General features: G+C 30.1%; 25 protein-coding genes. 22 read left to right on the forward strand and 3 right to left on the reverse strand.

The window, feature by feature from the left end; genetic code table 11:
• The first annotated feature begins 9 nt into the window (after positions 1 to 9).
• From ACQPUW_RS05670 to ACQPUW_RS05705, 8 genes are all read left to right on the forward strand, one after another.
• On the forward strand, positions 10 to 699 hold the full coding sequence (locus tag ACQPUW_RS05670) for a zinc metallopeptidase (RefSeq protein WP_430836515.1): 690 nt from the start codon (positions 10 to 12) through the stop codon (positions 697 to 699).
• 41 nt (positions 700 to 740) lie between these two features.
• The gene (gene rsmB / locus ACQPUW_RS05675) at positions 741 to 2054 is read left to right on the forward strand and encodes a 16S rRNA (cytosine(967)-C(5))-methyltransferase RsmB (RefSeq protein ID WP_430836516.1); all 1314 of its coding nucleotides are present in this window, start codon (positions 741 to 743) and stop codon (positions 2052 to 2054) included.
• A 13-nt stretch (positions 2055 to 2067) separates the two neighbouring features.
• Positions 2068 to 3099 carry a 23S rRNA (adenine(2503)-C(2))-methyltransferase RlmN gene (gene rlmN, locus ACQPUW_RS05680; protein WP_430836517.1) on the forward strand — a complete coding sequence of 344 codons (1032 nt, stop codon included), beginning with the start codon at positions 2068 to 2070 and terminating at the stop codon, positions 3097 to 3099.
• 13 nt (positions 3100 to 3112) lie between these two features.
• Positions 3113 to 3832: a Stp1/IreP family PP2C-type Ser/Thr phosphatase gene (locus ACQPUW_RS05685; RefSeq protein WP_430836518.1), complete on the forward strand. Its 720-nt coding sequence runs from the start codon at positions 3113 to 3115 to the stop codon at positions 3830 to 3832.
• Entirely contained in the window at positions 3829 to 6033 is a 2205-nt protein-coding gene (gene pknB, locus ACQPUW_RS05690; RefSeq protein ID WP_430836519.1) for a Stk1 family PASTA domain-containing Ser/Thr kinase, read from the forward strand. Before ACQPUW_RS05685 ends, pknB begins: the two co-directional genes overlap by 4 nt.
• Positions 6034 to 6193: 160 nt before the next feature.
• Positions 6194 to 7057, forward strand: coding sequence for a ribosome small subunit-dependent GTPase A (rsgA, locus tag ACQPUW_RS05695; RefSeq protein ID WP_430836520.1), 864 nt, complete (start codon positions 6194 to 6196; stop codon positions 7055 to 7057).
• The gene (rpe, locus tag ACQPUW_RS05700) at positions 7057 to 7707 is read left to right on the forward strand and encodes a ribulose-phosphate 3-epimerase (RefSeq protein WP_430836521.1); all 651 of its coding nucleotides are present in this window, start codon (positions 7057 to 7059) and stop codon (positions 7705 to 7707) included. Before rsgA ends, rpe begins: the two co-directional genes overlap by 1 nt.
• A gap of 1 nt (position 7708) precedes the next feature.
• Complete coding sequence (locus ACQPUW_RS05705) at positions 7709 to 8347, forward strand: thiamine diphosphokinase (RefSeq protein ID WP_430836522.1); 639 nt, start codon at positions 7709 to 7711, stop codon at positions 8345 to 8347.
• Positions 8348 to 8590: 243 nt separating this feature from the next.
• Here the strand turns inward: ACQPUW_RS05705 and rpmB are convergent, their stop codons facing one another.
• A complete protein-coding gene (gene rpmB, locus ACQPUW_RS05710; protein ID WP_039316116.1) occupies positions 8591 to 8782 on the reverse strand; it encodes a 50S ribosomal protein L28 in 192 nt (63 codons plus the stop codon).
• A gap of 197 nt (positions 8783 to 8979) precedes the next feature.
• Here rpmB and ACQPUW_RS05715 point away from each other — a divergent pair, with 197 nt between their 5' ends.
• The 6 genes from ACQPUW_RS05715 (at position 8980) to ACQPUW_RS05740 (ending at position 14766) form a co-directional block, all read left to right on the forward strand.
• A complete protein-coding gene (locus ACQPUW_RS05715) occupies positions 8980 to 9330 on the forward strand; it encodes an Asp23/Gls24 family envelope stress response protein (RefSeq protein WP_204595246.1) in 351 nt (116 codons plus the stop codon).
• A gap of 14 nt (positions 9331 to 9344) precedes the next feature.
• A complete protein-coding gene (locus tag ACQPUW_RS05720; RefSeq protein ID WP_430836523.1) occupies positions 9345 to 10994 on the forward strand; it encodes a DAK2 domain-containing protein in 1650 nt (549 codons plus the stop codon).
• A 76-nt stretch (positions 10995 to 11070) separates the two neighbouring features.
• Complete coding sequence (recG, locus tag ACQPUW_RS05725) at positions 11071 to 13101, forward strand: ATP-dependent DNA helicase RecG (RefSeq protein WP_430836524.1); 2031 nt, start codon at positions 11071 to 11073, stop codon at positions 13099 to 13101.
• Positions 13102 to 13170: 69 nt separating this feature from the next.
• Entirely contained in the window at positions 13171 to 13731 is a 561-nt protein-coding gene (gene rsmD / locus ACQPUW_RS05730) for a 16S rRNA (guanine(966)-N(2))-methyltransferase RsmD (protein WP_430836525.1), read from the forward strand.
• On the forward strand, positions 13731 to 14246 hold the full coding sequence (coaD, locus tag ACQPUW_RS05735) for a pantetheine-phosphate adenylyltransferase (protein ID WP_430836526.1): 516 nt from the start codon (positions 13731 to 13733) through the stop codon (positions 14244 to 14246). The genes rsmD and coaD overlap by 1 nt, the downstream gene beginning before the upstream one ends.
• Entirely contained in the window at positions 14227 to 14766 is a 540-nt protein-coding gene (locus ACQPUW_RS05740) for an ATPase (RefSeq protein ID WP_430836527.1), read from the forward strand. The genes coaD and ACQPUW_RS05740 overlap by 20 nt, the downstream gene beginning before the upstream one ends.
• Here the strand turns inward: ACQPUW_RS05740 and ylbJ are convergent.
• Together ylbJ and ACQPUW_RS05750 are read right to left on the reverse strand one after the other, a co-directional pair.
• Positions 14749 to 15927, reverse strand: a complete 1179-nt coding sequence (gene ylbJ / locus ACQPUW_RS05745) for a sporulation integral membrane protein YlbJ (RefSeq protein WP_430836528.1) — start codon at positions 15925 to 15927, stop codon at positions 14749 to 14751. The genes ACQPUW_RS05740 and ylbJ overlap by 18 nt on opposite strands.
• Positions 15928 to 15969: 42 nt before the next feature.
• Positions 15970 to 17181, reverse strand: a complete 1212-nt coding sequence (locus ACQPUW_RS05750; RefSeq protein ID WP_430836529.1) for a nucleotidyltransferase — start codon at positions 17179 to 17181, stop codon at positions 15970 to 15972.
• A gap of 228 nt (positions 17182 to 17409) precedes the next feature.
• Between ACQPUW_RS05750 and pta the strand changes: the two genes are divergently transcribed.
• From pta to ACQPUW_RS05790, 8 genes are all read left to right on the forward strand, one after another.
• Positions 17410 to 18411 carry a phosphate acetyltransferase gene (gene pta, locus ACQPUW_RS05755; RefSeq protein ID WP_430836530.1) on the forward strand — a complete coding sequence of 334 codons (1002 nt, stop codon included), beginning with the start codon at positions 17410 to 17412 and terminating at the stop codon, positions 18409 to 18411.
• A gap of 60 nt (positions 18412 to 18471) precedes the next feature.
• A complete protein-coding gene (locus ACQPUW_RS05760; RefSeq protein WP_430836531.1) occupies positions 18472 to 19668 on the forward strand; it encodes an acetate/propionate family kinase in 1197 nt (398 codons plus the stop codon).
• 175 nt (positions 19669 to 19843) lie between these two features.
• Positions 19844 to 20350: a YceD family protein gene (locus ACQPUW_RS05765; protein ID WP_430836532.1), complete on the forward strand. Its 507-nt coding sequence runs from the start codon at positions 19844 to 19846 to the stop codon at positions 20348 to 20350.
• A 2-nt stretch (positions 20351 to 20352) separates the two neighbouring features.
• Entirely contained in the window at positions 20353 to 20535 is a 183-nt protein-coding gene (gene rpmF, locus ACQPUW_RS05770) for a 50S ribosomal protein L32 (protein ID WP_430834309.1), read from the forward strand.
• A gap of 58 nt (positions 20536 to 20593) precedes the next feature.
• A complete protein-coding gene (gene plsX / locus ACQPUW_RS05775; protein ID WP_430834307.1) occupies positions 20594 to 21592 on the forward strand; it encodes a phosphate acyltransferase PlsX in 999 nt (332 codons plus the stop codon).
• A 77-nt stretch (positions 21593 to 21669) separates the two neighbouring features.
• A complete protein-coding gene (gene acpP, locus ACQPUW_RS05780; RefSeq protein WP_204595258.1) occupies positions 21670 to 21900 on the forward strand; it encodes an acyl carrier protein in 231 nt (76 codons plus the stop codon).
• Positions 21901 to 22008: 108 nt separating this feature from the next.
• Positions 22009 to 22707 carry a ribonuclease III gene (gene rnc / locus ACQPUW_RS05785; protein ID WP_430836533.1) on the forward strand — a complete coding sequence of 233 codons (699 nt, stop codon included), beginning with the start codon at positions 22009 to 22011 and terminating at the stop codon, positions 22705 to 22707.
• The gene (locus ACQPUW_RS05790) at positions 22700 to 23722 is read left to right on the forward strand and encodes an elongator complex protein 3 (protein WP_221860918.1); all 1023 of its coding nucleotides are present in this window, start codon (positions 22700 to 22702) and stop codon (positions 23720 to 23722) included. Before rnc ends, ACQPUW_RS05790 begins: the two co-directional genes overlap by 8 nt.
• Positions 23723 to 23816: the final 94 nt, after the last annotated feature.

A 23816-nucleotide genomic window follows, 5' to 3' on the forward strand; every position in this document is an offset into this window, starting at 1 on the left:
GAGATATATATGTATTATCCATTTTATTTCGATAGAACAATGCTTATATTAATACCTGCTCTTTTAGTTAGTTTCTGGGCTCAAGCAAAAATTAGCTCAACTTATAATAAGTACAAAACTATAAGAACTATGAATGGGTACACAGGTGAGCAAGTTGCAAGAATGATGCTTAATGAAGCAGGTCTTTCTTTTGTAAATATTGAAATAGTAAATACAAAGCTTGGAGATCATTATGATCCGAGTAGTAAAGTGCTTAGGTTATCTCCAGAAGTGTATAGTGGAACCTCAATTGCAGCTGCTGGAATTGCAGCTCATGAAGTTGGTCATGCAATTCAACATAAGGAAGCATATAAGCCACTTATACTTAGAAATTCAATTGTTCCAGTTGTGAATTTTGGTTCAAGTATTTCATGGATTTTATTTATAATTGGATTATTTATGGGGAATAGTTTACTTGTTAACTTAGGGATTGTATTATTCTCAGGTGTTGTGATATTTCAATTAGTAACACTTCCTGTAGAATTCAATGCATCAAGTAGAGCTATTAATATACTAGAAAAAAGAGGTATATTATATGGTGATGAAGTAAGTGGTGCTAAAAAAGTATTAGGCGCAGCTGCCATGACTTATATTGCATCTGCATTAATGGCAATTGCACAACTATTAAGATTAATTGCAATTAGTAGAAGAGATAATTAAAATTGCTATATATTAAGAAAAACTGAAAGAAGAGGTATTTTATGAATAGTAGAAGCATAGCTTTAAAAGTACTAAATAGGGTATTTAATGAAGGAGCTTATTCAAATTTAGCATTATCAAATGAATTAAACAATTCAGACCTTAATGATAAAGATAAAGCATTAGTAACAGAGATAGTTTATGGAACTATAAGAAGAAAAAGTAGTTTAGATACTCTTATAGCTTCATTTGTTAAAGATATAAAGATAATGGATAAAAGAGTATTAAATATCCTAAGAATGGCAATGTATCAATTAAAATTTTTAGATAAGGTTCCAAGTTATGCTGCGTGCAATGAAGCTGTAGAGCAAGCTAAAAAAATATCTTTAGGATCAAGCAAATTAGTTAATGGTATTTTAAGAACTTATGGTAAAAAAGGTGAGTCAGGATTAAACTTTAAAAACAAAATATATGAACTAGCATATACATATTCTTTTGAACCATGGCTTATAAGATTATTTATAAAACAATATGGAGAAGAAGATACTATAAAAATCCTAAATGGATTAAACTTTACTCCAAAGGTAACAGTTAGGGTAAATTCATTAAAATCTAACTTTGATGAAGTATTTGAAGAGTTAGAAGAAAATGGTTATAATGTAGAAGAAGGATATATATGTCCTGAGGCTATTTCAATCAAAGGTGGAAAAAGCGTAGAAAATAATAAACTATTTAATGAGGGTAAAATAACTGTTCAAGATGAAAGTGCTATGTTAGTTTCACCACTTTTAGATATAAACCATGGTGAAACTGTATTAGATTTATGTAGTGCCCCTGGAGGTAAGACAACTCATATATCAGAGCTTCTTGAAAATACAGGAAAAGTTTTAGCTTTTGATTTACATGAAAATAAGCTAGGCTTAATTAAAGAAAATTGTGATAGACTAGGAATAGACAATGTAGAATTAAAAGAAATGGATGCTACAAAGATAGACGTAGAGCTTGTAGGTCTTGCTGATAAAATACTTTTAGATGTTCCATGTTCAGGACTTGGGATAATAAAGAGAAAACCAGAAATTAAATGGAATAAAAATCGTGAAGAACTTAAAGAAATAGTTAAAGTTCAAAGAGAAATCATGGAGAATTCATGGCAATATTTAAAGATTGGTGGAGCTATGGTTTACTCAACTTGTACTTTAAATAAAGAAGAAAACGAACAAAATATTGAGTGGTTCTTAAATAAACATAACGACTGTAAGTTAGAGAAAGTATTCATAGGTAAGGGGGATAACTTAAAATATCAAAATGATATGTTAACAGTTCTTCCAAATGAATATATGGATGGTTTCTTTATGGCTAAACTTAAGAAAATTTAGTAGGAGAAAATTTATGGAAAATTTATTAGATTATACTTTAGATGAATTTGCATCATGGTTAAAAGAGAATGGTGAAAGTGCTTTTAGATCAAAACAAGTATTTTCATGGATATATAAAGATATATGGAATTTTGAAGATATGAAAAATATACCAAAGTCATTAAAAGAAAAGTTGAATGAGAACTTTGAAATTTTAATTCCTGAGGTGATTGAATGTTTTAAATCATCAGATGATAATACAAGAAAATTACTTTTAGCGCTTAATGATGGAAATTTAATAGAATGTGTAATCATGCAATACAAACATGGAAATACAATATGTATTTCTACTCAAGTTGGATGTAGAATGGGATGTAAATTCTGTGCATCAACAATAGATGGTAGAGTGAGAAACTTGACTTCTGGTGAAATTCTTTCACAAATAATGATAGCTCAAAAGGTATTAGGAGAAAGAATATCAAATATTGTTTTAATGGGAAGTGGGGAACCACTTGATAATTATGACAATGTTTCAAAATTCCTAAAAGAAGTAACTTCTGAATATGGATTTAACATAGGTCAAAGGCATATTACACTATCAACATGTGGATTAGTACCTAAAATTTATGAATTAGCAGATGAAGGTATGACAATAACACTTGCAATTTCATTACATGCATTTAGTGATGAGAAGAGAAGAGTGATAATGCCAATTGCTAACAAATATTCAATAAAAGAAATTTTAGATGCATGCCATTACTATATTGATAAAACCAACAGAAGAGTAACATTTGAATATGCACTAGTAAAAGATGTTAATGATAGTAAAGAAGATGCTAAATCTTTAGGGCAATTATTAAAAGGAATGCTTTGTCATGTTAATTTAATACCTGTAAATGAAGTAAAAGAAAATTCATTTAAAAGATCTTCTAATAAAGCTGTAGAAACTTTTGCAGAAATTCTTAAAGATAGAGGAATTGAAGCTACAGTTAGAAGAGAAATGGGTGGAGACATTAATGCTGCATGCGGGCAATTGAGAAGAAGTTATATTAAGTCCCAAAGCTAGGGGGAGAGTATATATGGTAGGATATAAAAGTGATGTTGGAATAAAACGAAAATTTAACGAAGATAGCCTTGGTTACTTTGAAGGTGACTCTTATAGTATTTATATAGTTGCAGACGGAATGGGAGGACATAACGCAGGAGAAGTAGCTAGTGAAATGGCAGCTAGTGAAGTTATAAAATTTGTAAATGATAATATTAATAAATTTTGTGATAATGTTCTTGAAGAAGCAATAAAAAAAGTGAATTCTGATATATATAATTATTCAGCAAGTGATAAAAAGTTAAAAGGAATGGGAACTACAATAACCGCATGTTTGTGTTATAATAATAAAGTGATTGTTGCGAATGTAGGGGATAGTTCCTGCTTTGGAGTTAAGGATGATATTGTATATAAGCTTACAAAGGATCACTCTTTAGTTCAGCAACTTTTAGATGCTGGAAGTATATCAGAAACTGAGGCAATGAATCACCCAAATAAAAATATTATTACAAGGGCTGTTGGAACTAGTGATAATGTTGAAGTAGATATATTTAAATTTGAGCTAAATGAATATGATAAATATCTAATATGTTCAGATGGATTAACAAATGAAGTCACAATTGATGAAATGAACAATATATTAAAAAGAGAAAAAAACAATAAACTTGCCTGTGAATACTTAGTAGATGAAGCTAATAAAAATGGAGGCAGAGATAATATTACAGTGATGTTGTTTGGAGGAGAGATAATATGAATGGGGAAATATTAGGCGATAGATATGAACTACTTGAGCAAGTTGGCGAAGGTGGCATGGCTATTGTTTATAAGGCTAGATGTAATAAGCTAAATAGATATGTAGCAGTTAAAATTCTAAAAGCTGAGTACTCAGATAATGAAGAAATAGTTAGTAAGTTTAAAAAAGAAGCAACTGCCATAGCTAAGCTATCTGACAACAATATAGTTAATGTGCTAGATGTAGGTACTCAAGGAGATACTAATTATATTGTAATGGAACTAGTAAATGGTAAAACACTTAAAGAAGTTATAGAACAGTTTGGTAAAGTAAGTTATGATACTGCTATAACTATTGCAATTCAAGTTGCAAAGGCTTTAGATTGTGCGCATAAGAATAATATAATTCATAGAGATATAAAACCTCAAAACATATTGGTTACTGAAGATGGTTTAGTTAAAGTAACTGATTTTGGTATTGCTAAGTCTTCAGATTCTGCAACCTTAACAAATACAAGTACTATTTTAGGTTCAGCACATTACTTCTCACCAGAGCAAGCAAAAGGAAGTTTTATTGACGATAGAACAGATATTTATTCATTAGGTGTTGTAATGTATGAAATGTTAACAGGGAAAGTGCCATTTGAAGCAGATTCTCCTGTTACAATAGCTTTAAAGCATCTTCAGGAACAAGTAGTTCCACCAAAGGAGTTAAATAGTAAAATTCCTGAAAGCTTAAATAAAGTTGTGTTAAAGTGTATGGAAAAGGATGCAAATAAAAGATACCAAGATGTTAAAGAATTAATATCTGATCTTGAAAAAATAAAAGAAAACCCAGATGTTGAAATTGGGGCTGTTAGTAAAATCGGAAATAATACTCAAGCAACTAGTCAGCATACTATTGTAATGGATGCTATAAAAGAGCCAATAATAACAAAAGATGATCATAATGACTTAGAAGACGAATATTATGATGATGAAGATGATGAATATTATGACGATGAAGATGATGGATATTATGATGAATCAGAAGATGATCATTATGAAGAAGAAAAGAAACCTAAAAAGAAGGATCAACATAAAAAAAGCAGTAAAGGAATTATAATTGGTATAGCAGCTGTAGTTATTATTGCACTTTTAGGTGTTGGAGGATACTTTATGCTTAGTGGAGGAAGTTCTCCTAAGAAAGTAAATGTTCCAAATCTTGTTGGTATGACTTTTGAAGAGGCTCAGAAAGAAGCAAGTAGCATTGGACTTAAAGTTGTTAAAATTAAAGAAGTTAAAAGTGATAAAAAAGCTGGAACAGTATTAGAAACTGATCCTAAAGCTGGGGAATCAGTTAACGAAGGAACAACTATAAATGTTACTGTTAGCGGTGAAGAGAAAGCATATATGCCAAATGTAGTTGAAGATACTTTAAATGATGCTAAAGCTAAGCTAAATAGTATTGGAATAACTAATATAAATGTTACGGAAGAATATAGCGATAGTATATCAGCAGGGAAAGTAATTTCACAAGATCCATCAAATGGAAGTGAGGTTACTAAAGATACTACTGTTAATTTAGTTGTAAGTAAAGGTAAAAAGACAACTAATGTTACTATACCTTCATTAAATGGATTAACTGAAAGAGAAGCTAGGGATAAATTATCTGCTCTTGGATTAAGCGTAGATGTTCAAACAAGCAAAACAACAGATCCATCATTAAAAGATAAGGTAATAGATTCATCACCAAAATCAGGTGCTAGTGTAGAAAAAGGATCAAAAGTTATATTAACTGTTGGAACTTACACAGAAGAAAACGTAGATATAATGAGTAAAGTTAGTGGAATGAGCTTTAAAAATGCTGTTAAGGAATTAGCTAAATATAATATTACAGCAACTATTCAAGATGGATATGATAAAGATGGGAATGTTGTGAGTTCTTCTCCATCTTCTGTAAAACCAGGAGGTTCAGTAACGTTAACAACTGATAAAGAAAAAACACAACAAATTGATGATAGTAGAGTAATCGGGAAAACTTTTAGTGATGCATCATCATATTTAGTAGGATTAGGATATAAAGTACATTCAAATCCTGGTAATGCAGGTTCTAGTGACATAGTAACTGATATGAGTGTAAATGGAAAAAATGTTACTCTTACTATAAAAAAAGATGATAGTACAGAAACTGGGACTGGTACTGGTACAGAAACAAGTCATAAAGATAACAAAAATAAATAAAATTAATAATATTTAAGTTAATAAATAAAAAAGAGGCACTATTGCCTCTTTTTTATTTAGAGAATTTTATATAAATTCTTAAAGCATATTTTAAAAAGGTTGCAAAAAATAATGAAAAGTGTTTATATTAATAAGTAAGAAAGAAATTTTTGGAGGAACTATGAAGGGAAAAATAATTAAAGGAATAGGTGGATTCTATTATATAAAAACTGATGAAGGAATAATAGAATGTAAGGCTAGAGGAAAGTTCAGACATAAATCACTTAAACCTATGGTTGGAGATAATGTAGAGATTTTAATAGAGAATGGAAAAGGAACTATTGAAAAGATAGATGATAGAACTTCAGAGCTTATAAGACCAACAGTTGCAAACGTAACACAAGCATTTGTAGTCTTTGCTATAAAAAATCCTGATTTAAACTTTGATTTATTAAATAGGTTTTTAGTACTTTGTGAAAGTAATAATATAAAGGCAATAGTAGCTTTAAATAAAGTCGATTTAGTAAATGAAGAAGAAAGAAAAGAACTAAAAGAAAAGATTAATGCTATAGGATATGAAGTATTATTTATAAATGCGAAAAAAGGAATAGGTGTAGACAGCTTAAAAGAAAGATTAGAGGGTAACGTAACCGTTTTATGTGGACCATCAGGAGCGGGAAAATCAACTCTTATAAATACACTTACAGATAGATTACATATGGAAACTGGAGAAGTTAGTGAAAAGATTGGTAGAGGAAAGCATACTACAAGACATAGTGAACTTATAGATATATCTGATGGATATATTGTTGATACACCAGGATTTTCAACTTTAGATGTAACATTTATTGATAAAGATGATTTGAGATACTGTTTCCCAGATTTTGAGGAATATAATAATGAATGTAAATATAGAGGATGTCTGCATCATAAAGAGCCAGGATGTGCAGTTAAAGAAGCTGTAGAAGAGGGAAAAATTAATAAATATAGATATGAATTTTATATAAGAACATTAGAAGAAATATTAAAAGGGAGGAAGTATTAATGATAAAAATAGCACCGTCAATTTTATCAGCAGATTTTTCAAGATTAGGGGAGGAAATAGAACTTTTAGATAAAAGTGGAGCAGATTACATACATATAGATGTTATGGATGGAGCTTTTGTACCCAATATAACTCTTGGAGCACCAATAGTTAAGGCTATTAGAAACAGAACAGATAAAATATTTGATGTTCACCTAATGGTTGAATCACCATCAAGATACATAGATGATTTTGTAGATGCAGGAGCAGATATTATAACTATACACTATGAAGCCGAAAAGCATATAGATAGAGCAATTCAATATATAAAATCAAAAGGTGTAAAAGCTGGAGTTGTGTTAAATCCAGGAACTCCAACTATACTTATTAAAGATTTGATTTCTAAATTAGATATGGTTTTAATAATGAGTGTTAATCCAGGTTTCGGAGGACAAAGCTTTATTGACTATTCTATAGAAAAAGTTAAAGAAGTAGATGAAATGAGAAAAAAATATAATAAGGATTTAATAATAGAGATAGATGGTGGAATTGGTATAGATAACATTAAGATAGTTAGAGAGGCTGGAGTAGATGTTGCTGTTGCAGGTTCTTCTGTATACAAGAATGGTGAAGTTATTAAAAATATAGAGAGTCTTAAAAGGAATTCGTAAAATGAGAGCAATAATAGTAACTGGTGGTAATCCACCTTCAGAAAAACTATTAAAATCATATATAGAAGAAAATGATATTATAATTGGAGTAGATAGTGGATGTAATATTTTATATAAGCTAAATATAATTCCAAATCTAATATTAGGAGATTTTGATTCCATTAATAAAGAGGTATTAGAATATTTCTTAGAAAAGGACGTAAATGTTGAAAAGTATAACTCAGAAAAAGATTATACAGATACTGATTTAGGTTATAGAAAAGCTAAAGAGATATTTAAAGCCAATGAAATTCTTATGTTTGGAGCTACAGGTTCAAGACTAGATCATACTTTGGGGAATATAGGGATATTATTTAGGGCTCTTAAAGATAAAGTTAAAATGCAAATTATAGATGATAATAATAGAATGTATATAGTTAATAAAAGTTCAATTATAAAAAAAGAAGATGGAAAAGTTATATCATTTCATGCTTTAAGTGAAGTTGTAAAGAATTTTACTATAAGAAGTGGTAAGTATGATTTGACAAGCTATGATATGACACTTCTAGAGCCAAGAGCTATTTGCAATGAATTTTTAGATGATGATATTAATATTACCTTTGATTCAGGTGTGATTTTAGTTATGTATACTAGAGACTAAGAAATAATTTATATTAAAAATAGGAACTAATATTTTCTTTTTACATACAATGTAAAAAGGGGATATTAGTTCTTTTTTATTAATTTGTATTTATGGGAGGAAGAAATGAAAATAGTAGCTATAAAATTACCTAAATGTATATCAAGTATAATAAAATTTTTTAGAAGAAAAAAATAAAAATACATAAGAATTTAAAGTATAAAAAAAATGCAGTGCGTATGCAATGCATTTTTTTTATTTGAACTATATTGCTCTTTCAACCTTACCAGATCTAAGACATCTTGTACAAACGTGAACTTTCTTTGGAGTTCCATTAACTAAAGCTTTTACTTTCTTTATGTTAGGAGCCCAAGTTCTCTTTGATTGACGATGTGAATGGCTGTATTGAACACCTGCAACAACACCTTTGTTACAAATTTCGCATCTTCTTGCCATTTGAAAACACCTCCTTGTTAAGTGAAGATATATTTCTCTTCAATAGGACAGAATTCATTGTAACATAATATTATATGATTTTGCAAGTGGTTATTTTAAAAAAAAATATATTATTTTCCTATATTCTCATATAAATCTTGAATAATAGAGTTTTCTAATATAAAATATAGGTATGATATGTATGAGGAGGAATAGTAATGGTAGGATTTTCAAAAGAAAATGGAAAAGTTCATTACTCAGAAGAAGTCTTAGCTAAGATTGTTGGATTATCAACAATGGAATGCTATGGTGTAGTAGGTATGGTTTCAAAGAATGCTACAGAAGGTCTTTGGGAGTTAATTAGAATAGAACATTTTAACAAGGGAGTTAAGATAGCTATTAACGATGATGATAAATTAGATATTGAATTATTTGTTATGGTAGAGTATGGAACAAAGATATCTGTTATAGCGAACAATATAATTCAAAAAGTACGTTATAATGTAGAAAACTTTACTGGATTAAAGGTAGCATCAATTTCAGTAAATGTTCAAGCGGTAAGAGTCTAGGAGGTAAACGACTAATGGAATTTAATAAGATAAACGGCCGTGATTTTTATAACATGGTAGTAAACGCAAGCAATAGGCTAGCGGAAAAGAGTGATTATGTTAATGCATTAAATGTATTCCCAGTACCAGACGGAGATACAGGAACTAACATGTCAATGACTTTTAAAGCTGCTGTTAAGGAAATAGAAAATATAGATTCAGATTCTATAGGAGAAGTTTCTAAAAAGCTTGCGAAAGGTGCATTAATGGGTGCAAGAGGTAACTCAGGAGTTATTCTTTCCCAAATTTTAAGAGGAATTTCAAAGGGATTAGCTAATCTTGACGAAGTTTCAGCTAGCGAGTTTGCAAACGCATTGCAAGAAGGGTCAAATTCTGCATATAAGGCAGTTATGAGACCAACTGAAGGAACTATACTTTCAGTTATAAGAGCTACAGCTGAAGCAGGTATGCATTCAAAAAAACACAACGTAAAAGAACTTTTAGAAGAAGTTACAGTTGCTGCAAAGGTGATGCTTGATAAAACACCAGAATTATTACCAGCACTTAAAAAGGCGAAGGTTGTAGATTCAGGTGGTATGGGGCTTTATATAATACTTCAAGGTATGCTTGAAGCATTAAAAGATGGAATAGTTGCAGAAGTTAAAGATATTAAAATTGGTGAAGGTGGCGGAGAAGTTACTGGAGCTAAGACAACTGGAGATGCAGATATTAAATTTGGATATTGCACTGAGTTCATAATATTAGGCGATGCGACACATGCAAAAGAATTACAAAATGAAATTGAACCTTTAGGAGATTCAATGATAGTTGTTGGATATGATGATGTAATAAAAGTTCATATTCATACAAATGATCCGGGACTTGTTTTATCAAATGCTGTAAAGATCGGTGAACTTTCAAAAATCAAGATTGATAATATGAGAGAAGAGCATAGAGAACTTTTAGCTGGAGAAATGAGAGAAGAGCAAGCAAAGCAAGCAGAAGAAGCAGCAGAACAAGAAGAAATTAAGAAGTATGGTTTTGTTACAGTTGCTATGGGTGATGGAATTACAAACATATTTAAAGATTTAGGTGTGGATTATGTAATTGAAGGTGGTCAAACTATGAACCCTTCAACACAAGATATATTAGATTGTATAGATAAGATTAATGCAGAAAATATATTCATATTACCAAATAATAAAAATATAATAATGGCTGCATCACAAGCACAAGAAATATCAGAAAAAAATGTAATTGTAATACCAACAACAACTATTCCACAAGGAATAACTTGTGTATCAATGTTTAATAGAGATGCTGAACCAAAGGAAAATGAAGAAGAATTAAAAGAATTAATGGAAGCTGTTAAAACTGGTTCAGTAACATATGCTGTTAGAGATACGGAAATGGATGGAATAAACATTAAAGAAGGAAATATGCTTGGCTTAGTAGAAGGCAAGATTAAAGAAGTTGGGGAAGACAAATTTGAAGTTGCTGAAAAAGTACTTGAAAATATGGTTGATGATGATAGTGAGCTTATAACTATATTCTATGGTGAAGATGTTACGGACAATGAAGCAAATGAATTTGTATCTAAGCTTGAAGAAAAGTACGAAGATTGTGATATACAATTATATAAAGGTGACCAACCTTTATACTACTTCTTAATGTCAGTTGAATAATATATATTAAATTACACAAAATAAAAAGCACCGTAAGGTGCTTTTTATATTTATATTGGGAGAGGTGAGGAAAGGGATGAATATCTACACTGAAGTAAATAATATAAAAGGGGTAGGGCCCAAGGCTACTGAGAGGCTTAATAAAGCTGGGATATTTAGTGTTCTTGATCTTCTTTTATATTTTCCAAGAGACTATGAGTTTATAAATGGTAACAGTAGTATAAAAGAGATAGACGAAAATGAAAAACAGATATTAAGCTGTACTATGGTAAGGTCAAAGGGGGACTTTAGAACAAAGACAGGTAAAATAATAACAAATATAGAGTTTAATTATAATGGTATGAGTGTTATAGGGAAGTGGTTTAATCAACCTTATATAAAAACTAAATTTAGAAAAGGTGAAACTTATAATCTGTTAGGTAAATATAAAAAGGTAGGACATACACTTGAGATTACAAACCCTCAAATTGGTTCAAATGAGTCATTAAAAAGTGAGATAATACCTAAATATTCATTGAAAGGTGAGCTTACGAATAATTTTCTAGCAAAGATAGTTGGGCAAGTTTTAGATACTATAACTGTAACTGAAAATTTACCTTTGGATATATTAAAAAAATATAATTTAATTTCTTTAGATGAATCTATTAGAGAAATTCACTTTCCAAAAGGAAAAGATAAATTAGAGAGAGCTATTGAAAGATTAAAGTTTCAGGAGTTATTTACATACTCAATGAAATTACTTATGCTTAAACAAAAAGTTAGAATAAAAAATGGTATAGGATATAGTTGGACTGATGAACTTAACGATTTAAGAGAATCTCTTCCATATAGTTTGACAAATGCACAGGCTAAAGTTGTAAGAGCTATATTAAAAGATCAAAAATCTTTATATCCAATGAATAGGTTGGTTCAGGGAGATGTAGGTTCTGGTAAAACTATAGTTGCTTTAATTGCTATTTTTAATGCCTATAAAAATGGTTATAAATCTGCATTTATGGCACCTACTGAAATTCTTGCAAATCAACATTATAAAGAAGCTAAGAAGATCTTTGAAGGGTTTAATATAGAAATTGAACTTTTAACTGGAAGTACATCTATGAAAGAGAAAAAAAGAATAAAGGAAAGAATAAAAGAAGAAGGACCTTTACTTGTAATAGGAACTCATGCACTTATTCAAGAGGACGTTGAATTTAATAACTTAGGTCTTGCGGTAACTGATGAACAACATAGGTTTGGTGTAGAACAAAGAAGTAGACTTATTAATAAAGGAAAGAGAGCTGATGTATTAGTTATGACAGCAACTCCAATTCCTAGAACTTTAGCACTTTATGTTTACTCAGATTTAGATGTATCAGCTATAGATGAATTACCACCTGGTAGAAAGAAGATAGATACAAGATTTTTTAAAGATGATGAAAGAGATAACGCTTATAGATTAGCACTTAGTGAAATCAATAAGGGAAGACAGGTATATATTGTATGCCCACTTATTGAAGAAGATGAAAAAGAACAACTAAATTCAGTTGAAAGTGTATATGAAAAATTAAATTATGGAATCTTTAAAGATGTTAAGGTTGAGTATCTTCATGGAAAGATGAAAGGTATAGAAAAAGATGAGATTATAAATAGGTTTAAAAGTGGAGACACTAAAGTTTTAATATCAACTACTGTTATAGAAGTAGGAGTAAATGTTCCAAATGCATCAGTTATGATTGTTGAAAACGCTGAAAGGTTTGGTTTGGCACAGCTTCATCAGTTAAGAGGTAGAGTAGGTAGAGGAGAGTATGAGTCATATTGCATATTAATTGCAAAGGCAAAAAGTGAAAATACAAAAAGAAGAATGGAAATACTTACAGAATCAACAGATGGTTTTTATATATCAGAACAAGATTTAAAACTTAGAGGCTCAGGTGAAATGTTTGGAATGAGACAAAGTGGTGATGAAGGGCTTTTACTTGCAGATTTATATAATGATATGAAAATATTAATAAAAGCTAGAGAAGAAGCTAATAATATTTTATTAAATGATACAGAAAAAAATAAAATATTAATAAGGGAAATAAAGAATAATTTAGAAAAAAGTAGTAAATATATATGTTTTAACTAATTATAAATTGTATAAAAAAGTTGATTATGATAGAATAAAAGATATATGGCACTAAGGAGGATATAAATAGTGAGAATAATAGCAGGAAAAGCAAGAGGACGTAAAATATTATCACCAGCAACATACGAAACAAGACCAACTTTAGACAGAGTAAAGGAAGCTATGTTTAGTATGATTCAAGGATACATACCAGAAGCAACAGTTGTGGATGTTTTTGCAGGAACAGGAAGCTTAGGACTAGAAGCGGCAAGCAGAGGTGCTAAGGAGTGCTACTTATTTGATAAGAGTGAAGTAACCTTCCCACTATTAAAAGAAAATGTTGAAAATCTTAAGTTTACAGATTTTTGTCATCCATTAAAGATAGATGCGTATGCAGGTCTTAAGATGCTTGCAAAGAAGGGGAAAAGATTTGATTTAGTTTTCATAGATCCACCTTACTGCAAGGAAATGATTCCAGAGGCAATAAAAACAATTAAAGAAAATGATATGTTAAATGAAGATGGAATAATAGTTACAAAAATAGATTCTATAGAAGAAATATATGAAGGATATGAAGATATTAAACTTACAAGAAGTAAGAAATATGGAAATACAACAGTTTGCTTCTATAAAATCCAAGGAGAAGAATAATGAAGTCTGCAATATATCCTGGAAGCTTTGATCCAATAACTAATGGACATTTAGATGTTATAGAAAGAGGGGCAAAAATATTTGATAAGATTATAGTTGCCGTTCTTATAAATGTTGAGAAAAAGGGATTGTTTGATATAAAAGAACGTGTTGAACTTATAAAAAAGGCTACTCAAGGAATTGAAAATGTTGAAGTTATAAGTTTTGAAGGATTACTTATAGATTTACTTAAGCAAAAAGAAACTAATATAATATTAAAAGGGCTTAGAACAGTAATGGATTTCGAATATGAATTACAAATGGCTTTAATGAATAACAAATTAGATAAAGAAGTCGAAACTTTATTCATGGCAACTGCTACTGAAACTTCATTTGTAAGCTCATCAGCGGTTAAGCAAGTAGCTAAATTTGGAGGAAGTATTGAGGGATTAGTTCCAAGTAATATTATTGATGATATTGAAAGAAAGATTAACAGGGATGATAGAGGTGTTGTAAATGGACAAACAAGAAATTAATATTGTTGAGCTTTTAGAATATCTACAAGACCTTGTAGATAATTCACCAAAGGTACCTATGAGTGGAAAAGCTATGGTAGATAAAAAGGAATTTATAAGCGTTATAGATCAAATAATAAATTATCTGCCAGATCAATTTAAAAAAGCTCAATGGGTAATGAATGAAAGAGATAGAATACTTACAGAGGCTAAGAGAGAATATGATTCAGTAAAAGAAGAAACAATGCATCTTATGAGACAAAATGTTGAGAATCATGATATAGTCAAAGAAGCGAAAATCAGAGGTCAAGAAATTTTAGCCTCAGCAAAAAGAGATGCTAAAAAGATAAGAGTTGGCGCTAGAGATTATGCTGATGAAATATTATCAGAGCTTGATAAAGAAATGGAAAAAAAGAAGATGGAGCTTATTAAATCACTTCAAATAAGTTTTGAAGATACAGCAAAAGAAATCGATCAAAACCTTACAGAAGCATGCTCCATTGTAAAAGAAAATATTAAAGAATTAAGAGATATGAACTAATATTTTTCTTAAAAACTTTAAAACTAAAGGAATTGATAAAAATATTAGTATTGGTATTGCATACATAAATAGATTTTTATATAAATTAGTTGATGTTATAAGTGATGAGGTTTCTGTAGTTTTGAAAATAATATTTGATAAGCAAAAACTTACTATAAAGCTAAATAAGCCTTGTACAAGCTTTAAAAACATATATTTAATCATAGAAACATTATTTTTACTCATGAATGATGATGTTTGTGCAATAGCGGATAAACCGGAAAATGATGCAAAAAAGCTTATTATGGATAATTTAAGGTGTATTGAAAGGTCACTTGAAGCTATTATATTACAACCATTTGTCATTTCAATGCTTCCTAAAAATGTTCCGTATAAGGCGTTTTTTGGTATGTTTAAAAAAGTTTCTATATTATAGAATGTACTACTTATTAATGAACTATTTTTAAGTATAGATATAATTACAGAGAATGCTACCACATAGCCAGAGACTGCTAATGTGGTATTAATTGCGTTTTTAATTGCCTCATCAATTGCAAGTCCAAAATTCACATTAGAACTTTTTGAAATCTTCTTCTTATAATTATTATTAGAGGAAGATTTTTTTATTGTTAAAAGTGCAATAAAGAAAAGTGATAAGTAATTGCTTATAAGAAGGAAGTAACCATATTTAGGATTACCCAGTAAAGTTGCACCAACAGAACCTAGAAGAAATATTGGTCCTGCATTTGAAGCTATATTAACTAATCTAAAATATTCTTTTTTTTCTATATATCCTAATTCATAAATATCTGAACTGTATTTTGCACCTAATGGGTATCCGCATAACATACTTGCTACTATAGGAAAAGAACAGTTAGAAGAAAGTTTAAGGGGTCTACACACAAGGGGGCCTAGTATATTAGAGTACAGTGATATTCCATCATAGGAAATAAGTAAATTACAAATTAGCGAAAAAGAAAAAACAGTGGGTACAATAGCTTTAAAAGAAAGCTTACAACCTTCTATGGCAGCTTGGATAGAAGATTCGATATTAACTACAAACAGAACAATTAATACGGTAATAACAAAACAAAAAATATAATTTTTTTTAATATTAGTTAGCTTAAGCAGTATAAATGTAAAAATAAATATAAATATCCATAAAATAAAAATACTATTCATGAAATCACTCCCATCAATAGTATTTATATGCACAAAACTAAGTTAAATTCTTCTATAAATATAAGGAGTTTTAAAATAATCCTCCATAGGTGAAATTGAGTTATTTAATAATGAGTATGCCTTTGTACCTTGAAGGTCTAATTGAAGCATATTATTAGAAATGTGTCTAGGAAATTTAGTTAATATATTTATTTCACTATTTTCTTTAATTGATTTTAGTATTTTTGCTCCCTTTTCATTAAAAGCTAGAGGTCTTATATATGTTATATCGGAAGTTTGAATTTCTTCTATAGGGAAGTTTTCAAAGCCTATAAAAACTTTAGAAAGTATTCTAGATATTCTAGTGTAAGTATATCTTTTACTTTTTGATTTTAATATAAGATCTTTTAATGAATTACAATTGATTATTTCTTTTAAAATTTTATTATCAAGGCCTTCGGATACATCGGCTATTGATTTGATGCTTTCTCCATTTGTTAAAAGTTTATATTTTAAAAATGGAAATAAAGACTCTTCAAAAACAAAATTATAATTTTTTTCGTTAAGTTCATTTATTACTTTTAGGCTTTCAGTTGGAATAGAGTTTTTAATAATATTTATATCAAAATTATCTTTTAAAGTCTCTCTAATTGAAGTTGCAGAAGAGAATGTCTTATTTAAGGAAATATCATTATAATTACTACCTTCTCTCTTTAAAGTGAAAGGTTTAATATCGCTATTTAATTTAAGTAATGCCTTTATATACTCAATAGCTAGAATATTATTAGAATTTGATAATATTTCGCTAATATTTGAAGATAATAATATAGAATTTAAAGCATTAACCCTAGCCGTATGGAATGGCAATCCTTTATCTAATTCTATTTTTAGGCTATCTCTATAATCTTGAGGTTCATCTTTTAAGATTTGTGCAATGCTAACCAAATCTTCTATTTTGCCGCTTTCACTACCAAAGTATATATTATTAATACAATTTAAAGAATTTAATAGTTTAACACCTCCATAAGCAAAATTTTCAGCCGAAGATAATGAATATACTAATGGAAGTTCTAGTACAAGATCAACACCATTTAAAACAGCCATTTTTGCTCTATTATATTTATCTATAATTGCTGGGTTTCCCCTTTGCATAAAATTCCCACTCATTACAGAAACTATTCCATCGGCATTTGTATCCTCAATCGCTTTTGTTAAGTGATATTTATGCCCTAAATGGAATGGATTATATTCTGTGATAATTCCTGTTAAATTCATATGAATAATCCTCCTAAAAATAAAGAATATTCATAAGTATAGCATAAAAAAAATAAAATGGCACGTTTAAAGGTGGAGAGGTTATTATTCAGAAAATTTGTATTATTTCAAATCTATTGAATTCAAGTATTAGGAAAAAAAATAGAGCTTAGAGGTTGAAAATCGCCATCATTTAGGAGTATAGTAGTATATGGAGATATACACGGATCTTTGAAAGGAGAAATGAACATGGAACTTATGAACAAGATATGGGAGGCTGCTAAAGCTGACAAAAAGAAGATAGTTCTTCCTGAAGGAAATGAGGCTAGAACAGTAGTTGCTGCTCAAAAAATAGCTGAAGAGGGAATAGCTATACCAATGCTAGTTGGTAATAAAGAAGAAATATTAAAAGCTGGTAAGGAGCAAGGTGTTGAACTTAAAGGAGTAGAGATAATAGATCCAGAAGTTTCACCTAACCTTAACAAATACATAGAAGCTTTTTATGAATTAAGAAAAAATAAAGGTATGACAATGGAAAAGGCTGAAAGAATAGTTAGAGATCCTCTTTATTTTGCTACAATGATGGTAAAATTAGATGATGCTGACGGAATGGTTTCAGGAGCTGTTCATACGACTGGAGATCTTTTAAGACCAGGTCTTCAAATAATAAAAACTGCACCAGGAGTTTCAGTAGTATCAAGTTTCTTTATAATGCTTGTACCTGGATCAAAATATGGAGAAGAAGGTATGCTTTTATTCTCAGACTGTGCAGTTAACCCAAATCCAAACTCAGAACAATTAGCTGCAATTGCAATAGCTACAGCTGAAACTGCAAAGAACCTTTGCAAAATGGATCCAAAAGTAGCAATGCTTTCATTCTCAACAATGGGAAGTGCAGATCATGAGGTTGTTGATAAAGTTAGAATTGCAACTGAAAGAGCAAAAGAATTAAGACCTGATTTACAAATAGATGGAGAAATGCAATTAGATGCTGCTATAGTACAAAAAGTAGCTGACCAAAAAGCTCCAAACAGTAATGTTGCAGGTAATGCTAATGTATTAATATTCCCAGATTTACAAGCTGGTAACATAGGATATAAGTTAGTTCAAAGATTTGCAAATGCAGAAGCTATAGGACCAGTGTGCCAAGGATTTGCAAAACCAATAAACGACTTATCAAGAGGTTGTAGTTCAGAAGATATAGTTAATGTTGTTGCTTTAACAGCAGTTCAAGCGCAAGCTTCAAAATAATATTAAGTTAAATTAATATTAACAAAAAGTTTACAGTGAGTTTAGAAGGGAGTTTTCAAGATGAAAATTTTAGTAATAAATTGTGGAAGTTCTTCATTGAAATACCAATTAATAAACATGGCTAACGAAGGAGTTTTAGCGCAAGGTTTAGTAGAAAGAATAGGAATAGAGGGATCAATTCTTACTCAAAAAGTTGAGGGAAGAAATAAATATATAATAGAGCAACCGATGCAAGATCATAAAGATGCTATAAAATTAGTTTTAGGTGCATTAGTTGATGAAGAGAATGGCGTTATTAAGTCAATGGATGAAATCTCAGCTGTAGGACATAGAGTTGTTCACGGTGGAGAGAAATACTCAAAATCAGTATTAGTTGATGATGAAGTAATGAAGTATTTAGAAGAGTGTGTGAAACTTGCACCGCTTCATAATCCACCAAATATAATAGGTATTGAAGCTTGTAAAGCGTTAATGCCAAACACACCAATGTCAGTTGTATTTGATACAGCTTTCCATCAAACAATGCCAGCTAAAGCATTTACTTATGCTATTCCATATGAATTATACGAAAAACATGGAATAAGAAGATACGGGTTCCACGGAACTTCTCATAAGTATGTTTCAAGAAAAGTTGCAGAAGTTATGAATAAGAACATAGAGGACTTAAAGATAATAACTTGTCATTTAGGTAATGGTGGTTCATTAACAGCTGTAGATGGCGGTAAATCAATAGATACTTCAATGGGATTCACTCCACTTGAAGGAATAGTTATGGGTACAAGATCAGGAAACATAGATCCTGCAATCTTAACATACTTAATGAGTGAATTAAATTACACTGCTGATGAAGTTAATACAATGCTTAATAAAAAATCAGGATTACTTGGAATATCAGAATTAAGCTCAGATTTTAGAGATATTCGTGATGCTGCTTTTGATAGAAAAGAAGAGAGAGCAATCCTTACTAAAGATGTATTCTTCTATAGCATAAAGAAACAAATAGGAGCATATGCTGCTGCTATGGGTGGAGTTGATGTTATAGTATTTACAGCAGGTATAGGAGAAAATTCTAAGGAAACTAGAGAAGGCGTTTTAGAAGGTTTAGAATTCCTTGGAGTTGAAATAGATAAAGAAAAGAATGCTATTAGAGCAGATATAAATGAAATATCAAAAGATGGTTCTAAAGTTAAGGCTTATGTTATTGCAACAAATGAAGAATTAATGATAGCAAAAGAGACTTTAGACCTAATAAAATAGTAAATATTAATAAATTTTCTTGACTTTTCATTCACCCCTTTATATAATAAATTGTGTTTGTTCAGTAAATATTTTAAGCTAAGGGGTGAAAAAAGCGCTTTCGCTCGAGCTATGTCGATATAAATTGACATAATGTACCTTATGGTACGAGGAATTTTTCCAGAGCATGAAGATTATGAAATTACAATTTTCTAGCCTTTACTCAAAAAGAGAAAGAGAAAAAAGTATTAACTACGAATTTGAGATGGACAATTTTCACTTTGAAGGTGAATTAATTGAGCCAGCATCAAATGTTTCTGTTGAAGGAGTAGTATCTTCAAAAGAAAGAGAGCTTGTAGTTAGCCTACATGTTAGAACAAAGCTTAAGATTGCTTGTTCAAGATGTTTAGATACCTTTATCTATCCAATAGATTTTGAAATAGAAGAAAGGTTTACAAATGTTGACGAATCAGCTAGTGATGATGTAACATTTGTAAAGAGTGATGAATTAGATCTCACAGATTTTATTGAAAGAGAAATAATTTCAACCTTACCGATTAAAAGACTTTGTAGTGAAAAATGCAAAGGCCTTTGCCACAGTTGTGGTAAAAATCTTAACATCGAAAAATGCACTTGTAATAGTGAAGATATTGATGTAAGATTAGCAGGTCTTAAGGCACTGCTTGATAATAAGGAGGTGTAAGCATGGGAAATCCAGCAAGAAAAACTTATAGAGCAAAGAGAGATTCAAGAAGAGCTCAAACTTTTAAAGCGAGCTTACCAGGAATAGTTGAATGTCCACAATGCCACGAAATGAAGCTTGCTCATAGAGTATGCAAGAGCTGTGGATATTATAAGAGTAAAGAAGTAATATCTTCAGCAGAATAAAAGAAAGTCTTATGACTTTCTTTTCTTTATATACAAAGAAAAAAAGGGGTGAAATTAGATGAAGATAGCAATAGATGGAATGGGTGGAGATAATGCACCTATGGCTGTTGTAGAAGGCGTTGTAGAGGCTTTAAAAGAGCATAATGACATGGAAATCTATATAACAGGACCAAAAGATAAAATAGAAGCAGAATTTAATAAGCATACTTATCCAAAGGATAAAGTGACTATAGTAGATGCTAGCGAAGTTATAAGCACTAATGAACATCCGGTTATGGCACTTAGAAGAAAAAAGGATTCAAGTATAGTAAAGGCTTTAAATTTAGTTAAATCTGGAGAATGCGAAGGGATCATATCAGCAGGAAGTACTGGAGCGTTTTTAGCTGGTTGTACTCTTATTGTTGGAAGAATAAAAGGAGTAGAGAGACCATCTCTTGCACCTATTATGCCAGGTAGAAGAGGCAGCTTTATGATAATAGATGCTGGAGCTAATGTTGATTGTAAACCAGGTTATCTTGTTCAATTTGCTAAAATGGGAAAGATATATTATGAAAGTGTCTTTAAGAAAAATAATCCATCAGTTGGATTAATAAATATTGGAGCTGAAGAAGAAAAGGGGAATGAACTTACAAAAGCCACATATAAACTTCTTAAAGAAGAGGATATGAATTTTGTTGGAAACGTTGAACCTAGAGATATACCTACAGGAGATGTAGATGTATTAGTATGTGATGGATTTGTAGGTAATACTGCACTTAAACTTTATGAAGGTGCTGCTATGAACTTACTTGGAATTATTAAAGATCACATCATGGAAGCTTCAGCACTATCAAAATTAGGCGCAGCTTTACTTAAACCTGTCTTTAAAAAGCTTATGGTTAAGTTTGACTATAAAGAAGTTGGTGGAGCACCATTTTTAGGAGTAGATGGAATATGTATTAAAGCGCATGGAAGCTCAGATGGGAAGGCTTTTAAAAACGCTATAAGACAAACAAAAATATTCCATGAAGGAAAAGTAATAGATAAAATAAAAGTAGAATTAGGACAAAATAATTAAAATTTATTTTAGTAGAATATTGACTGTATATTTAATATATAATATTATCTAAGGGAAGGATTTCAGGAGGTGATAATATGTTTGAAAAAATTCAAGAAATTATAGCAGAAAAATTAAGCGTAGATGCTGATGAAATTACATTAGATTCATCATTCGTTGATGACCTTAATGCAGATTCACTAGACATTGTAGAATTAATAATGGCACTAGAAGATGAATTAGATATGGAAATTCCAGATGAAGACGTTGAGGGATTCAAAACAGTTGGAGATGTTGTAGAGTACGTAAAAAACCATGTTGAAGAATAATAAAATCCCGCCCAAATGCGGGGTTTTTATATTTTAAAAGAAATAGTTTATTCTTGAATTTGTTTAACTGGAGCAAACTGAAGAATAAACTTAGAGGAGTGTAGAAAAATGAATAAATTAAAATTGAAAGAGTTTCAAAGCGCACTTGGTGTTAAGTTCACTAATCTAAGTTATTTAAAGAAGGCACTTACACATAGTTCCTTCGCAAATCAATATAAAGACACAGAATACAATGAAAGATTAGAATTTTTAGGAGATTCTGTACTACAATTATGTATAACAGAGTATTTATTTAAAAATTATTTAGATAAGGCTGAAGGGGAACTTACAAAGATTAGAAGTCTTATAGTATGTGAAAATTCCTTATTTGAAATAGCTAAGAAGCTTGATCTAGGTAATTATATTAGAATGAGTAAGGGCGAAGAACTTACTGGAGGAAGAAATAGAACATCAATACAAGCAGATGCTGTGGAGGCGGTTCTAGCTGCTATATATTTAGATAAAGGACTAGAATTTACTAGAGAATTTATATTAAATCAATTTAGAGATATAATAGATAAGGCTATAGAAAATAAAATTATATTAGATTTTAAAACTAAGCTTCAAGAACATCTTCAAAAGAATGGTGAAGTGAACATAATATATGATTTAGTAAAGTTTGAGGGACCACCTCACAGAAGAAAGTTCTTCACTAAAGTACTTATAAATAATGAGTGTATGGGAGAAGGTGAAGGATTTTCTAAAAAAGAAGCAGAACAGGCTTCAGCAAAACAAGCATTAGAAAAGATGGGGGTAATAAATGAGTAAAAACCACTATATTATACCAATATTTGTACCACACGAAGGGTGTCCTCATAACTGTGTATTTTGTAATCAAGACAGAATAACAGGGGTAAAGGATAGAGTTGATGGAGAAAAGGTTAAAAATATTATTGAAGAATATTATGAAACTATACAAAACAAGGAAGCGACTATAGAAGTTTCTTTCTTTGGAGGTACATTTACAGCAATAAGAGAAGAAAAGCAAAGAGAGTTGCTTGAAGTTGCTAAAAGGTATAAGGAACTTGGGATAGTAAGCAAAATTAGAATGTCTACAAGACCTGACTATATAAATGATTATATATTAAGCTATTTAAAAGATTATGATGTTGACATAATTGAACTTGGAATTCAGTCATTAGATGAAGAAGTATTAATAGCATCTGGAAGAGGACATAGCGTATTAGATGTAATTAATGCATCTAAGCTTATTAAGAAATATGGAATAACCTTAGGACATCAATTAATGCCTGGTCTTCCTAAGTCAAATCCAGAAAAAGATATAAAGAGTGCTATTGACTCAATAAAAATGGAGCCAGAGATAGTAAGGATATATCCTTCACTTGTTATTAAAGATACGCCTATGGAAGTTATGTATAAGAGAGGAGAATATTCTCCATATACATTAGATATGGCAGTTGAAGTTAGTAAAAAGATATACAGCATGTTTAATGAAAAAGGTATAAATGTTATTAGAATAGGACTTCAACCTACAGAAACAATAAATGAAGGTGGAGATATAATAGATGGTCCATTCCATCCTGCCTTTAGAGAACTTGTTGAAAGTAGCTTGATTTTAGATAAGATTAGAGATAAAGTAAGTAGTAAGTCTTTTGAAATCTTAATAAATAATAAGGATGTAAGTAAACTTTATGCCAATAAAAAGTCTTATTTTAATAAGTTAAAAGAAGATGGATATAATGTAACTGTAAAAATAACTGATGAGGTTACACGAGGTATACTAATACTTAAAGATGATACAGAAAAGCAAATAAGTATTTAATAAAGCGAGAGGAAACTCTCGTTTTGTTAAATAATTTAAAGAGTTTAATATATACTAAATTCAGAGGTGATTTATATGAGAAAAAAAACAAGAG

The organism is Clostridium sardiniense (assembly GCF_050584765.1).
In the GTDB taxonomy this organism is placed as follows: domain Bacteria; phylum Bacillota; class Clostridia; order Clostridiales; family Clostridiaceae; genus Clostridium; species Clostridium sardiniense_A.

Coding starts and splice junctions, on each gene's coding strand:
- ACQPUW_RS05765 (WP_430836532.1), top strand. CDS start 19,844: ATGAAATTACAATTTTCTAGCCTTTACTCAAAAAGAGAAAGAGAAAAA.
- ACQPUW_RS05720 (WP_430836523.1), top strand. CDS start 9,345: ATGGAATTTAATAAGATAAACGGCCGTGATTTTTATAACATGGTAGTA.
- recG (WP_430836524.1), top strand. CDS start 11,071: ATGAATATCTACACTGAAGTAAATAATATAAAAGGGGTAGGGCCCAAG.
- rnc (WP_430836533.1), top strand. CDS start 22,009: ATGAATAAATTAAAATTGAAAGAGTTTCAAAGCGCACTTGGTGTTAAG.
- rsgA (WP_430836520.1), top strand. CDS start 6,194: ATGAAGGGAAAAATAATTAAAGGAATAGGTGGATTCTATTATATAAAA.
- rpe (WP_430836521.1), top strand. CDS start 7,057: ATGATAAAAATAGCACCGTCAATTTTATCAGCAGATTTTTCAAGATTA.
- ACQPUW_RS05670 (WP_430836515.1), top strand. CDS start 10: ATGTATTATCCATTTTATTTCGATAGAACAATGCTTATATTAATACCT.
- ACQPUW_RS05750 (WP_430836529.1), bottom strand. CDS start 17,181: ATGAATTTAACAGGAATTATCACAGAATATAATCCATTCCATTTAGGG.
- ylbJ (WP_430836528.1), bottom strand. CDS start 15,927: ATGAATAGTATTTTTATTTTATGGATATTTATATTTATTTTTACATTT.
- rpmB (WP_039316116.1), bottom strand. CDS start 8,782: ATGGCAAGAAGATGCGAAATTTGTAACAAAGGTGTTGTTGCAGGTGTT.
- ACQPUW_RS05740 (WP_430836527.1), top strand. CDS start 14,227: ATGGACAAACAAGAAATTAATATTGTTGAGCTTTTAGAATATCTACAA.
- ACQPUW_RS05685 (WP_430836518.1), top strand. CDS start 3,113: ATGGTAGGATATAAAAGTGATGTTGGAATAAAACGAAAATTTAACGAA.
- ACQPUW_RS05760 (WP_430836531.1), top strand. CDS start 18,472: ATGAAAATTTTAGTAATAAATTGTGGAAGTTCTTCATTGAAATACCAA.
- pknB (WP_430836519.1), top strand. CDS start 3,829: ATGAATGGGGAAATATTAGGCGATAGATATGAACTACTTGAGCAAGTT.
- ACQPUW_RS05790 (WP_221860918.1), top strand. CDS start 22,700: ATGAGTAAAAACCACTATATTATACCAATATTTGTACCACACGAAGGG.
- acpP (WP_204595258.1), top strand. CDS start 21,670: ATGTTTGAAAAAATTCAAGAAATTATAGCAGAAAAATTAAGCGTAGAT.
- ACQPUW_RS05715 (WP_204595246.1), top strand. CDS start 8,980: ATGGTAGGATTTTCAAAAGAAAATGGAAAAGTTCATTACTCAGAAGAA.
- rsmB (WP_430836516.1), top strand. CDS start 741: ATGAATAGTAGAAGCATAGCTTTAAAAGTACTAAATAGGGTATTTAAT.
- pta (WP_430836530.1), top strand. CDS start 17,410: ATGGAACTTATGAACAAGATATGGGAGGCTGCTAAAGCTGACAAAAAG.
- rlmN (WP_430836517.1), top strand. CDS start 2,068: ATGGAAAATTTATTAGATTATACTTTAGATGAATTTGCATCATGGTTA.
- coaD (WP_430836526.1), top strand. CDS start 13,731: ATGAAGTCTGCAATATATCCTGGAAGCTTTGATCCAATAACTAATGGA.
- ACQPUW_RS05705 (WP_430836522.1), top strand. CDS start 7,709: ATGAGAGCAATAATAGTAACTGGTGGTAATCCACCTTCAGAAAAACTA.
- plsX (WP_430834307.1), top strand. CDS start 20,594: ATGAAGATAGCAATAGATGGAATGGGTGGAGATAATGCACCTATGGCT.
- rpmF (WP_430834309.1), top strand. CDS start 20,353: ATGGGAAATCCAGCAAGAAAAACTTATAGAGCAAAGAGAGATTCAAGA.